General features: G+C 28.8%; 10 protein-coding genes and 1 pseudogene. 6 read left to right on the top strand and 5 right to left on the bottom strand.

Annotation, left to right across the window (positions count from 1 at the left end; all coding sequences use genetic code 11):
* Positions 1-22: 22 nt before the first annotated feature.
* A pseudogene (locus KGF52_RS17715) lies at positions 23-505 on the bottom strand (IS607 family transposase); the annotation flags it as partial.
* A 341-nt stretch (positions 506-846) separates the two neighbouring features.
* Here KGF52_RS17715 and nadD point away from each other — a divergent pair.
* From nadD to leuS, 4 genes are all read left to right on the top strand, one after another.
* Entirely contained in the window at positions 847-1,536 is a 690-nt protein-coding gene (nadD, locus tag KGF52_RS17710; RefSeq protein ID WP_227841083.1) for a nicotinate-nucleotide adenylyltransferase, read from the top strand.
* Positions 1,537-2,109 carry a bis(5'-nucleosyl)-tetraphosphatase (symmetrical) YqeK gene (gene yqeK, locus KGF52_RS17705; RefSeq protein ID WP_227841082.1) on the top strand — a complete coding sequence of 191 codons (573 nt, stop codon included), beginning with the start codon at positions 1,537-1,539 and terminating at the stop codon, positions 2,107-2,109. It begins immediately after the preceding gene.
* Positions 2,110-2,225: 116 nt separating this feature from the next.
* Positions 2,226-2,576, top strand: a complete 351-nt coding sequence (gene rsfS, locus KGF52_RS17700) for a ribosome silencing factor (protein WP_227432522.1) — start codon at positions 2,226-2,228, stop codon at positions 2,574-2,576.
* A 350-nt stretch (positions 2,577-2,926) separates the two neighbouring features.
* Positions 2,927-5,347 carry a leucine--tRNA ligase gene (gene leuS / locus KGF52_RS17695; protein WP_227841081.1) on the top strand — a complete coding sequence of 807 codons (2,421 nt, stop codon included), beginning with the start codon at positions 2,927-2,929 and terminating at the stop codon, positions 5,345-5,347.
* 146 nt (positions 5,348-5,493) lie between these two features.
* Here leuS and KGF52_RS17690 read toward each other — a convergent pair whose 3' ends face one another.
* Together KGF52_RS17690 and aspD are read right to left on the bottom strand one after the other, a co-directional pair.
* A complete protein-coding gene (locus tag KGF52_RS17690; RefSeq protein ID WP_227828161.1) occupies positions 5,494-6,489 on the bottom strand; it encodes an asparaginase in 996 nt (331 codons plus the stop codon).
* Positions 6,490-6,609: 120 nt separating this feature from the next.
* Positions 6,610-8,238, bottom strand: a complete 1,629-nt coding sequence (aspD, locus tag KGF52_RS17685; RefSeq protein WP_227841080.1) for an aspartate 4-decarboxylase — start codon at positions 8,236-8,238, stop codon at positions 6,610-6,612.
* 656 nt (positions 8,239-8,894) lie between these two features.
* Here aspD and ilvA point away from each other — a divergent pair.
* Both ilvA and KGF52_RS17675 read left to right on the top strand, forming a co-directional pair.
* Positions 8,895-10,112: a threonine ammonia-lyase gene (gene ilvA / locus KGF52_RS17680; RefSeq protein ID WP_227841079.1), complete on the top strand. Its 1,218-nt coding sequence runs from the start codon at positions 8,895-8,897 to the stop codon at positions 10,110-10,112.
* A 94-nt stretch (positions 10,113-10,206) separates the two neighbouring features.
* A complete protein-coding gene (locus KGF52_RS17675; protein WP_227432527.1) occupies positions 10,207-10,587 on the top strand; it encodes a RidA family protein in 381 nt (126 codons plus the stop codon).
* A 157-nt stretch (positions 10,588-10,744) separates the two neighbouring features.
* On the opposite strand, the gene KGF52_RS17670 is transcribed toward KGF52_RS17675, so the two are convergent.
* Both KGF52_RS17670 and KGF52_RS17665 read right to left on the bottom strand, forming a co-directional pair.
* Positions 10,745-12,154, bottom strand: coding sequence for an MDR family MFS transporter (locus KGF52_RS17670; RefSeq protein WP_227828164.1), 1,410 nt, complete (start codon positions 12,152-12,154; stop codon positions 10,745-10,747).
* A gap of 3 nt (positions 12,155-12,157) precedes the next feature.
* Complete coding sequence (locus KGF52_RS17665) at positions 12,158-13,048, bottom strand: TetR/AcrR family transcriptional regulator (protein WP_227841078.1); 891 nt, start codon at positions 13,046-13,048, stop codon at positions 12,158-12,160.
* Positions 13,049-13,118: the final 70 nt, after the last annotated feature.

The following is a 13,118-nucleotide window of genomic DNA, read 5'->3' as shown; positions in this document are numbered from 1 at the left end:
CTTCTTGTGGTGAAAGACTTTAATTATTTACAACTATAATATCTACATTGAATTTACCTAAAAATCTCTCAAACCATTCATATCCAAATCGAATGAATCTATCTTTATGAGTTACAATAATCGTATTTACCTCATTAGTCATACAACTATCAATTAGTTTATTCCACTTTTTACGATTATAATTTAGTCCACTTCCACAATCTTCAATAACTTCATCTACTATTATTCCTTTAGCATTTGCATATTGTCTAAGAAACTCCACTTGATTTTTCAAATCATCTTTTTGATTAGAAGTTGAAGTTCTTGTATAAATAACAATTTTTCTATTTACCTGTTCTTTATGTATTCCTTTATATTCTAAATATTGTTCATAAGTATAGTATCTTCTATCTATTGGAGTTTTAAAAGCCTTTAACTTCCCTTCAACATCCCAACGTTGCAGAGTTCTGACTGAAATATTAATTAACTCTGCAAACTTTTTTGGTTTATAGTTATTGTTTTTCATATAATCACCTCTTGACTATGATTTACTATAAATAACTATATTTGTCTATGTTTTTATTAACTAAAGATAACCTCCTTTTTTATATGTAATTATATTAACAAAAGTAACTAATAAAATTTAATAAAAAACTTATAATTATACGTTATATTTAATCTAAATTAAGACAAAATAATAAAAAGTTATTTTTATTAAAAAGTTAAGTGAAACTATGTTAAATAATTATTTTTTAAAGTGTTTTTTACCATATAAATATGATTATATACCAAAAAAAATAATTTATAAGCTTTAAGAAATAAAAAATAATGGTACAATAGTATTATAACATTAAAAGGAGACAAAATATGAGAAGTAAAAATCTAGTTCAGAAGGCAGAATTGAAAAATACTGAAAAACTAGAGAAATTTAATCGCCATAAAGGCAAAATCAAAATAGGTATATTAGGAGGTACTTTTGACCCTATACACTATGCTCATTTAGCAACAGCAGAGTTTATTAGAGATAAGTATGAAATTGACAAAATTATCTTTATACCATCAGGAAATCCACCACATAAATTAGGTATCACTACAAATAAGTATGATAGATACAATATGACACTTCTAGCAACTGAAAGCAATGAAGATTTTTTAGTTTCAAAAATAGAAATCGAAAGAAATAAAAGGACTTATACAATCGATACATTAAAATATTTAAAGAAAAAATACAAAAATGCTGATATTTACTTTATAACAGGGGCAGATGCTATTTGTAGTGTTGAAGAGTGGAAAGATGTAAAGAAAAACTTTGAGTTAGCTACTTTTATAGCTGCGACTAGACCAGGTATTAGCTTATTAAGGTCACAAGAAACTATAGAGAAACTGACTAAAAAATATAATGCTGACATTATAACAGTTTACGTTCCATCATTGGATATATCATCCACATATATAAGGGAACAGCTAAATGAAGGCAAGTCTATACGTTACTTAGTACCCGAAAATGTAGAAAATTATTTGTATGAAAATAAACTATATCAATATGGAGATGATTAAATGAACTTAGAGAATATTAACCAAAGATTAAATCAAATGCTACCAGTAGGGAGGCTTAGTCACTCAAAAAATGTTGCAGAATGTGCTGTAAAATTGTGTGAAATTTATGGATGTGACAAAGAAAAAGCTTATATAGCGGGGATGATTCATGATTGTGCGAAATACTTAAGTGATAAAGAAGTAGAGGATTATGTTAATAAGTATGAAATATACTTAGACCCAATAGAAGATGGAAACCGCTCTCTATCTCATAGTGTGATAGGGTCATACATATGTGAATATGAGTTTGGTATAGAAGATGAAGATATTATAAATGCAATTAAATACCATACAACAGGAAGAGAAGATATGTCTCTTTTAGAAAAAATAATTTACATAGCAGATTTAATTGAAGAAGGAAGAAAATTTCCAGTTGTAGATACATTGAGAGAATTAGCCTATGAAGGTAGGCTTGACGAAGCACTTTTAACTTCATTTAATAATACTTTAATGTTTGTCATTAATAAAAAAGAAGAAATACATCCAAGAACTGTTATGGCAAGAAACTACCTAATTAAAGAAAAGTTATTATAAAAATCTTATATAAAGGCAAACATATTAATAAAATTAAAGTTGACTATGTTACAAAATCGTATTAATATGTTAGAATAACTAAGTGTATTTAAATTAGGAAAGTGAGGAAATTTTATATGACAGTGGAACAAATGACAAAAATAGCATATGATGCCATAGAAGATAAGCTGGGTCAAGATACAGTTATAATAAATATAGGAAAAGTTTCTAGTTTATGTGATTATTTTGTTATTACTACAGCATCTTCTCAAAGACAAGTAAAAGCTATAGCTGATAATGTTGAAGATGAATTAGCAAAACTAGGATTAGAGCCAAGAGGAAAAGAAGGACAAGGAACTCAAACTTGGGTACTTCTTGACTATGGGGATATAATGGTTCATGTATTTAATGAGGAAAATAGAGGATTTTATAATTTAGAAAAATTATGGAAAGATGCACCTTATATAGATATTGACACATTAGCATAAACATGATAATATATGTTATTATAGTTAGAAAATTTCAAAAATTGTATTGAATTGAATAGACTAGAGCAGTAAAAGATTATATTTTTTCAGAGAGTTAGTGTAAGGTGAGAACTAATATTATATAACTTTGAACTTACTAGATTAAAACCTATTCTCCATGGCTGGACTAAAAGCTATCTAAGAGAGTCTATAAAAGTAGGCTAATTAGGGTGGTACCGCGAAGATTTATCCTCGTCCCTAAACGTAAGTTTAGTGACGAGGATTTTTTATTTTCAAAGAATTATTTGGAAATTATAAGTAAATAATATTAAACAAAGTAGTTGAACACAACTAAAAATAGGAGGCAAAATATGAGCGTATATAATTTTAAACAAGTAGAATCGAAATGGCAAAAAATTTGGAAAGATAATAACCAATACAAAATGGATACAGCACAAACTGAAAAACCTAATTATTACACATTAGAAATGTTCCCTTATCCGTCTGGAAAGATACACATGGGACATGTTAGAAACTATTCTATAGGTGATGTTGTCGCAAGATTCAAAAAAATGGAAGGTTATAATGTACTTCATCCAATGGGATGGGATTCTTTTGGTTTGCCAGCTGAAAATGCAGCTATAAAACATGGAATACATCCACATAAATGGACAATGGAAAATATAGAAGAAATGAAAGAACAATTAAATTTATTAGGGCTTAGCTATGATTGGGATAAAGAAGTAGCAACTTCAACTCCAGAATACTATAGATTTACTCAAGAAATATTTTTGAAATTTTTAGAACATGGTCTTGCATATAAGAAAAAATCTTATGTTAACTGGTGTCCTTCTTGTGAGACTGTTCTTGCAAATGAACAAGTTGTTCAAGGAGCATGTGAAAGATGTAAATCAACAGTATTAAAGAAAGACTTAGAACAATGGTATTTTAAAACTACTGAATTTGCAGAAGAATTACTTAATGATTTAGATACATTAGATGGATGGCCAGAAAAAGTTAAAATAATGCAAAGAAACTGGATAGGAAAAAGTACAGGAGCAGATATAGTATTTGATATAGATGGAACTGACAAATCTATGACAGTATTTACAACTAGACCAGATACAACTTATGGAGTTACTTATATGGTACTTGCTCCAGAACATGAACTAGTTAAAGAATTGGTTGCTGGTACTGAGTATGAAGCAGATGTTGAAGCTTTTGTTCAAAAAATGCATACTATGACAGAAATAGAGAGGACAGCAGCTGATGTAGAAAAAGAAGGTATGTTTATAGGTAGATATGTTATAAATCCTTTAAATGGAAAAAAAGTTCCTCTATGGATAGCAAACTATGTATTAGTTGAATATGGAACAGGTGCTATAATGGCAGTTCCTGCACATGATGAAAGAGATAGAGATTTTGCTGAAAAATATAATCTAGATATAATAGATGTAATAACAGAAGATAATAAAATGATAAATTCAGAAGAATTTGATGGATTAGATGCTTCAGAAGGATTTGAAGGAATAATAAATAAATTAGAAAAAGAAGGTAGAGGAAAGAGAACAATTAATTATAGATTAAGAGACTGGTTAGTTTCAAGACAAAGATATTGGGGTTGTCCTATACCTGTAGTTTATTGTGATGAATGTGGAATAGTTCCAGTTAAGAAAGAAGATTTACCAGTTCTTTTACCAACAGATGTTGAATTTACTGGAAAAGGAGAGTCTCCACTTACTACTTCAAAACAGTTTATGTCAGCAACTTGTCCTCACTGTGGAAAACCAGCTAGAAGAGAGGTTGACACTATGGATACATTTGTTGATTCCTCTTGGTATTTCTTAAGATATGTAGACAATAAAAATGAAGATGAACCATTTAGTAAAGACTTAGTTAACAGATGGCATCCGGTAGACCAATATATAGGTGGAGTAGAACATGCTATAATGCATTTACTTTATGCTAGATGGTTTGTAAAAGCATTTAAGAGTATGGGCATGGTAGACTTTGATGAACCATTTAAAAACTTACTTACTCAAGGTATGGTTCTTATGGACGGTTCTAAGATGAGTAAGTCTAAAGGCAATACAGTATCTCCTATGGATATAATTGATGAATATGGAGCAGATACTGCAAGACTTTTCGTATTATTTGCAGCACCACCAGAAAGAGATTTAGACTGGTCAGAACAAGGTGTGGATGGATGCTTTAGATTCTTAAATAGAGTATATAGATTAGTTGATGAGTTAGCAGATGTCTTCAAAAAAGATGTTGAGTTTGGCGAGTTAAGTTCTCAAGATAAAGATATGAGATATACTATACATTCTACACTTAAAAAAGTTACTGTAGATTTAAGTGAGAAATTTGGATTTAACACTGCTATATCAGCTCTTATGGAATTAATAAATGATATGTACAAATATAAGGAGCTAGATAATATAAATGAAGCAGTTATAAAAGAAGGTGTACAAACAATAGTAACTATAATTTCACCATTTGCACCTCATTTAGGTGAAGAATTATGGACTATGATAGGTCAAGAAGGAAGTGTCTTTGATATAGATTGGCCTAAATATGATGAAACAGCACTAGTAAAAGATGAAATAGAAGTTGTTGTACAAGTTAATGGAAAGGTCAGAGGAAAGTTAACTGTTAGCTCAAATATATCTAAAGAAGATATGGAAAAAGTGGCTTTAGAAGATGAAAAAATTAAAGCTCTAGTTGAAGATAAAACTATAGTTAAAGTTGTTGCAGTTCCTAAGAAATTAGTTAATATAGTTGTGAAATAAATAAAAAAATTGTGAAATAAATAAAAAAATAAAGCTATAAAATAAAATCCCCTTATTGCAATATAATTAAAAAATTGCAGTAGGGGGAAATTTTATTTTAAACTCTATGATATAATTTATTTTAAATTCTAAACGCAATAATATAATTAACAATAGATTCCTTTTTCAAAGAAGTCTTTGATTTCATCAATATTATTAGTCTTTCCAAGAGCTAAAATAAGTTTTATTCTAGCTTTTTGCCCTGGAAGGTCTCCACCAAATATACATCCTATATTTTTTAAATCTCTACCAGAACCAAAGTAACCATAACTATCAAATACTCTACCTGAATGGCATCTAGAAACTATAACAACAGGAAGCCCTTTTTCCCTTGCATATTCAACACCAGAAAGCATCTGAGGAGGAATATTACCTCTACCCATAGCCTCAATAACTATACCTTTATATCCACTATCAACAGCAAATCTTATAAAATCTGCATTTTCTCCAACATATGCTTTAAATAGTGCAACTTTAGATTCTACCTTATCAGTATCTATAATTGTTCTATTTACAATATCTCTTGTAAGGACAAGTTCGTTACAGTCGATTATTCCCAATGGACCACTAGTTAAAGATTTAAATGTATTTAAAGAAAGTGTATTTGTTTTAGTAGCTTCAGAAGCCAATAGTACTTCATTATTTAAAACTACAAGAACTCCTTTACCCATAGCATCTTTAGATACAGCAGTACAAACTGATGCAGATAAGTTGCTTGAACCATCATAACCAAGTTCAGAGCTACTTCTCATAGCACCTGTAACTATTACAGGCTTAATGTTGTCAATTGTAAGGTCTAGAAAATAAGCAGTTTCCTCTAAACTATCAGTACCATGTGTTATTACAACTCCTGTGATATCTTTTCTTGCTAATAAATCATTTACATAATTTTTTAATTCCATCATTCTATAAGGTGTTATGTGAGGTCCTGGAATTTCATCAAAATTAAAAACTTCAACATCTGCAACTTTATCAATGTTAGTGACCATGGATAATATTTGTTCCCCAGATAAAGTTGGTATAGCAGCACCTACTTTATCATCTACTGTCATAGATATAGTTCCACCAGTAAAAACTATGGCAACTTTTTTCTTAATACTCATAATATTCTCTGCCTTTCACAAATAAAATTTATAATTCCGATAGGATTATATCAAAAAAATTTATTCAGGTCTATATAAATTCTTTTATTCGCATAATTTAGATATTTCAGTGTACTAGAATTATTTCTTTGTTTTTTCCCATTCAGCAATATAACTATTCAATATCTCTCTTATGGCTTTCCCTATTTTAGTGTAGGCTTCATCATATAGATTTGCTAGAGATATTCTAATTGACCATTCAGGTCCGTAGAATCCATTTCCACTAAGTAAGACTACTGAATAATCATTAGCCAATCTATAAAGTATATCTACTGGAGATGCATTCTTACTTATAAATCTGAATAAATCTTCTCCATAGTTTATTTTAGCCCATTCTTCAATATCAAACTGAGTATAATATGCAGCATTATTTTTATTTTTATTAACTGGAAGCTCTAAAGCTTCAAACAATAGTTTTTGGCGTCTATGGCATATACTCATATTAAGTTTTTTGTAGGCATCAACTTTATCAATTAATGCAAATGCAGAGAAAAATGACATTTGAACTTGTTGTGGAGTTGAAAGACCAGCAGTATGATTGAGAGCAACAAGTCTACTATCAGCAACAACTCTTTCCATAAATGAAAGGCTAGAAGGGTTAAGACTCATATCACTGTAACGCTTATCTACTGATTTCTTTAATTCTCCAGTTAAATCATTTATTTTTTTATCAAAAACATTCTTTTTATGAAGAGCGAATGTACCAAGTCTCCATCCTGTAACTCCAAAATATTTTGAATAAGAATAAACTCCAACAGTGTTATAAGGAAGTTTTGACATTAATGATGAAAAATCTTCTACAAAAGTCCCATATACATCATCTGATATTATCATTAAATCCTTATTATAATTTTCAATTACATCTATTAGATTATTACAAGATGTATCATCCATAGCTATAGATGCAGGGTTGTTAGGATTAACAACAAATAAAGCTTTAATAGAATTGTCACGAAGCTTTTCTAATTCTTTCTTAGTATACTGCCATGTATGAGCACCTTTTTCATCAACTGCATTGGCGTTTATGTTTACAACTTTAAAATCATATCGAGGAAGATTAGGTATCTCAAGATAAGGTGTAAATATAGGAGTCATTAAAGCTATTGTATCGCCCTTTTTTAGAAGTTCATTTGCCATTAATGAATCAAATATATAACACATAGCAGCTGTAGCACCTTCAACAGCGAATATTTCTACATCACCATATTTACCTGATATATCATATTTCATTTCTTGAACTAGATAATCATGTACTATTTTTTCCATATGAGGTAACATTCTATCTGGAAGTGGATAATTATCACCAATAATCCCATCAGCTAGTTCATGAACAAATTCATCACCATCAAATCCAAGTTCATTTATACCAAAATTTATAATATCTCTAGCTAAGTACGCTCCAGGCATATCTATATTTTCATTTATATATTTAAAGAATCTTTCCTTAATGCCCTTTTTTTGAGGCATACCAGCTAAATGACCTAAATCCCAATTAGAACGAGTTTCAGTAATCGCAAAATGACCAAAAGTGAAAAAAGCTTCTCTAGCAGTTGAACAAGTCCAATTTGGATTTCCACGACCTGCATCAAGCAATTCTCTATGATTTTCATTTGCAGTATGTTTCGCAATATCTATTAATTTGTCCTTAAATTCAAAAGGACTTATTTTTCCATATATGTTTTTGATTTCTTTATAAGTATTATTTTTCATGTTTAATTCCTCCTTATGTAATAAGTTTCACATTTTTATAATAAAATAAACAAGTTCCTAAAATGATTATACTTTAATTATAATAGGTTTATAGAAAAAGTAAAGTATAAAATTAAAATAATAACTCTATTTAGCTTTATAAAATGTATGTTAAAAGATAAAATACCTTTTAATAAAAAATGATTACTATGTAAAATAAAACTCTAATTTAACTTGCATTTTATTTTTTTTGTTTTATTTGTTGTAAAAGGTATAGTTTTATTATTATGAAAATGTATAAAATAAAACTTTCTTTTTGTTTAAAGTTGTTTATAAAAATATTTTAGGTTAGATTGGTAATATTAATGTTATTAAAGAGAATTAAAAAAAACAATTTTTAATTAAACAAAATAATATAAATATAAATTTTAGTAAAAATAATAAAGAATAAACTGTTATTTTGATAAAAAGGTAAAAATTATTTTAATATTATCATTTAGTGTAATGTAACTCAATTGAATATATGTGTTTATTGTATTCAATTGTTGTATTTTTAGTTTTTTTGTGATTAATTAAAAAATTATAAAAATCGTTTACATGTTGATTTTTAAAAAAAAAAGATATAGAATTATATAGAAAGTAATAAATAAAAATTGGATTTACGGGAGTGGAATAAAATGATAAATGTTACCTTAACAGATGTGAAAGAAGCTAGAGAGACCATTAAAGACATAGTTAAAAAAACTGATTTACTTGAAAGCGTTAAACTTAGCGAAAAAACAGGTGCAAAGGTTTTTTATAAATGTGAAAACCTTCAAAAAACAGGGTCTTTTAAATTAAGAGGAGCTTGTAATAAAATAGCAAGTTTAACAGACGAAGAAAAAGCAAGTGGAGTAATAGCTTCAAGTGCAGGGAATCATGCACAAGGTGTAGCATTAGGCGCAAAAATGACTGGTATAAAATCTACAATAGTAATGCCAGCAACTGCACCATTAGCAAAAGTTAGTGCAACTAAAGGTTATGGAGCAGAAGTAGTTTTAAATGGTGCAGTTTATGATGATGCATATGCAAAAGCTGTTGAAATACAAAAAGAAACAGGAGCAACTTTCTTACATCCATTCAATGATAAATATGTTATAGCAGGGCAAGGAACTATATCTCTTGAAATTTTCGAACAATTAAACAATAAGGTTGATACTATACTATGCCCAGTTGGTGGTGGGGGAATAATATCTGGTGTTGCTGTTGCAGCAAAGGCATTAAATCCTAATGTAAAAATAGTTGGTGTTCAAACTGCAAATATACCTTCAATGAAAGAGTCAATTAAAAACGGCAAAGTAACAACAGCATTTAATGATAGTACAATAGCTGATGGTATAGCTGTTAAAACTCCTGGAGACTTAACTTTTGAAATAATAAATGAATTAGTTGATGAAATAGTAGTAGTTGAAGAAACAGAAATAGCTGAATCAATATTATTTATGATGGAAAGTCAAAAAATAGTTTCAGAAGGTGCAGGGGCTGTGTGTACAGCTGCAATATTAAGTGGTAAATATGTACCAGCAAAAGACGAAAATGTAGTGTGTATAATATCTGGTGGTAATATAGATATAAATACATTATATAGAATAATAGGTGTTGCTCTAGCTAAAGAAGGAAGAAGATATTCATTTAGCACAATTATGGAAGATAAGCCAGGAAACTTTGCTGAATTAACTAGAATAATAAGTGAGAATGGTGGAAATATTTTAAGTGCTAATCAAGGTAAATTATCAGCAGGTGAAGCTCTAGGAAAACAAAGTGCGGAATTTATATTAGAAACAATAGATTATGACCATATAGCGAAAATAAAGAAAGCAATAGAAGAAAAAGGTTTTAAAATTATAGAATTATAATAAAAAGTGTATATAATATACAAGAAAAATAGTATAATAGTGTATGAAGATACATTTTATGTATAGTAGATTAACCAATTAGGAGGATTTTAATATGAAACATGAAGTATTGCATACTAATGATGCACCAGCAGCTTTAGGACCATATTCTCAAGCTATAAAAGCTGGAAACTTATTATTTGTATCTGGACAAGTTCCACTTGTACCAGAAACTATGGAAGTAGTTGAAGGAGATGTACAAGCTCAAACTGCTCAATCTCTAAAAAATCTTAAAGCAATATTAGCTGAAAGTGGAGCTGATTTTTCAAATGTAGTTAAAACTACAGTATTTATAAAAGATATGAATGAATTTGGTGCTATAAACGAAGTTTATGCTGAGTATTTTGGAGAAAATAAACCAGCAAGAGCTTGTGTAGAAGTTGCTAGATTACCAAAAGACGTTAAAGTTGAAATAGAAGTAATAGCTGTATTATAAGATTACAATATTTTTCAAACTGAAAAAAAGGGGCTGTCTCAAAATAGAGATAAGCCTTTTTTTCATTGTTGAAATGATGAAAATACATTTGATTTCATACAAAAAAGAGTGCCTCATAAACTAAAAAGTTCATTTTGAGACACCTCCTTTTTTTATATTAACTTCTAATAGTTTGTCGTTCTTTTATAAAACATATTGATATAACTAATCCAATAAATGCAAGTGTGGCTGCTATTGAAAATGCCACATCTATTCCATGAATATTAGACAGGATAGCTGAACTCATGTGAGCTTTTTTAGTAGCAGTTGTCATTATAGTAATAAGTATAGCAGAGCCTATAGCACCAGATATTTGACGAAGTGTACTATTAATTGCTGTAGCATGAGATATAAGTTCTCTATCTAGTGTTTTAATTCCCCATGTAGTTAATGGCATTAGAACCATTGAAATACCAATCATACGAATACAATACATTAGTGATACATGAATTAAAGATGTATCCTTGCCTAAAAACGCAAAAGATAAAGTTCCTAAAAATAAACATCCAGTTCCTAATATTGATAGAGCGTGAGGACCATATTTATCTAGATGACGTCCTGCGACTGGATTTAATGCAACCATTAGTATAGCACCAGGCATCATTAAAGAACCTGAAGCAAGTGCAGAGAATCCCCTTACAGATTGAATATATAGAGGTATCATTAATGTAGCAGACATCATTGAAGCATATACAATCATAATTAATAATGTAGAAATAAGAAATGGTTTATTTTTAAAAACTCTTAATTCTAAGAATGGTTCTTTAGATTTTAATTGACGCCATGTAAATAAAATTAATGATACAATTCCTAATATTATTGGTAAATATGTGGCACTATTAGTCCACCCATAATTACCTTGATTAGTAAACCCAATCAATAAACCACCAAAACCTAAAGAAGATAGTATTATTGAAGGTATATCCAGTTTTAGTTTTTGGGCTTCTCCAACATTCTTTAATAATATAAATGAAAGTATAACATCTAGTATAGCTATAGGTGAAAGAAGCAAAAATAAACTATGCCAACCAAATGAATCTACTAACCATCCAGATAAAGTTGGTCCTATTGCTGGAGCAAATCCCACTGTAATACCGACTAGACTCATAGCTGTACCACGTTTTTCTATAGGGCATAAATATAATATAATAACTTGTAAAAGTGGCATTAAAGAGCCAGAACCTACTGCTTGTAATACACGAGCAATCAACATAGTTGAAAAATCACGAGAGAAAAGCGCAATAATGCATCCTAAAGAAAAGATAGTCATTGATGTAATAAATAATTTTCGAGTACTAAATCTATTTATCAAGTAAGCTGTTGTAGGAATAATGATACCTGCAATAAGTAGATAAATTGTAGTTAACCACTGACCAACATCAGCAGTAATTTTAAAATCTGACATTATATTGGGAAGTGCAGTTGCCAGTAATGTTTGACTAAGAGAGCTTATAAAAGCGCCAGTCATTACGATTGCTATTATCAAATTTCCTTTTTTATTGTTTTTGCTATTACTTTGTATTTCCATAGTTTATAACGTCTCCTTTTTTAACTGATTTTTAATACTATTCAATAAAAGTACTTTTGGTCTCAAAATGTCTTCTTTTTCTAGATATGTAATCATTGCATCCATAATTAAAGAATCGTATAGTTGATTTTTTCCTTCTTCATATAATTTTTTTGATGCTTCTAGTAACTTAGGGTTTTCAATAAGAGAAGTGTTTGTTTTGATTAGCTCTTCTATATCCTGTATTGTTTTAAAAAATAATGATTTACTATAAAGAGAAGAGTAAGCTTCATCTTCTTGTTCATATAAAAACATTGATTTTTCAATTAAAGGATTTAGGTTATCAGCATTTTCTACAACTAAATCGAGTATTTGGATAGTAAATTCAGCAATAAAGTATACATTTATTTCTCTTTTTTGTATATGAATAATATATGTAAACTGGTGAATTAGAGCATCTAGTAAGAAAACTAAATCAAATAGAATGTTTTCTATTTTGTTGCCATAATTATCAAATAAACTCAACTTATATTCATTTAATAAATTAGCACGAGATTTTTTTTGTAACTTACTTGTCGTTTTACGTTGCACTTCAGAGAAATTTTCCCTCACATAAGTATTTATAGTAGTTCTAGAAAAAATATTTCCCCATACAGCTATTATTTTTCTTTTTAATTTTTCAGATGGATGGATATCTTTATTTTCATTAATAGAATGTATAATTTCTAAAAATTTTTCATCATAATAATTAATTATTTCACAGATAAAACTTTCTTTAGTTTCAAAATGTTTATAAAAAGTAGCTTTAGACATTTTACATTCTTTTACAATATCTAGTATTGAAGTATTTTGAAAACCTTTTTGGTCAAAGATTCTTTGAGCAATAGTTATAATAAGTTTTTGCTTGTCAGTCAATTGGCTATCTCCTTTCATATAAAAACGATAAGTACTAAGTAGTACTTTAAAGTTTCCATAAATACATTAT

It is taken from the genome of Clostridioides sp. ZZV15-6597, assembly GCF_020657815.1.
GTDB lineage: Bacteria > Bacillota > Clostridia > Peptostreptococcales > Peptostreptococcaceae > Clostridioides.
Note: the sequence above shows the minus strand (reverse complement) of the source record. Positions and strands in the feature narration are given on the sequence as shown.

Bases quoted from the DNA above. Each gene is read 5' to 3' on its own strand.
- nadD (WP_227841083.1), top strand. From the start codon at position 847: ATGAGAAGTAAAAATCTAGTTCAGAAGGCAGAATTGAAAAATACTGAA.
- yqeK (WP_227841082.1), top strand. From the start codon at position 1,537: ATGAACTTAGAGAATATTAACCAAAGATTAAATCAAATGCTACCAGTA.
- rsfS (WP_227432522.1), top strand. From the start codon at position 2,226: ATGACAGTGGAACAAATGACAAAAATAGCATATGATGCCATAGAAGAT.
- leuS (WP_227841081.1), top strand. From the start codon at position 2,927: ATGAGCGTATATAATTTTAAACAAGTAGAATCGAAATGGCAAAAAATT.
- KGF52_RS17690 (WP_227828161.1), bottom strand. From the start codon at position 6,489: ATGAGTATTAAGAAAAAAGTTGCCATAGTTTTTACTGGTGGAACTATA.
- aspD (WP_227841080.1), bottom strand. From the start codon at position 8,238: ATGAAAAATAATACTTATAAAGAAATCAAAAACATATATGGAAAAATA.
- ilvA (WP_227841079.1), top strand. From the start codon at position 8,895: ATGATAAATGTTACCTTAACAGATGTGAAAGAAGCTAGAGAGACCATT.
- KGF52_RS17675 (WP_227432527.1), top strand. From the start codon at position 10,207: ATGAAACATGAAGTATTGCATACTAATGATGCACCAGCAGCTTTAGGA.
- KGF52_RS17670 (WP_227828164.1), bottom strand. From the start codon at position 12,154: ATGGAAATACAAAGTAATAGCAAAAACAATAAAAAAGGAAATTTGATA.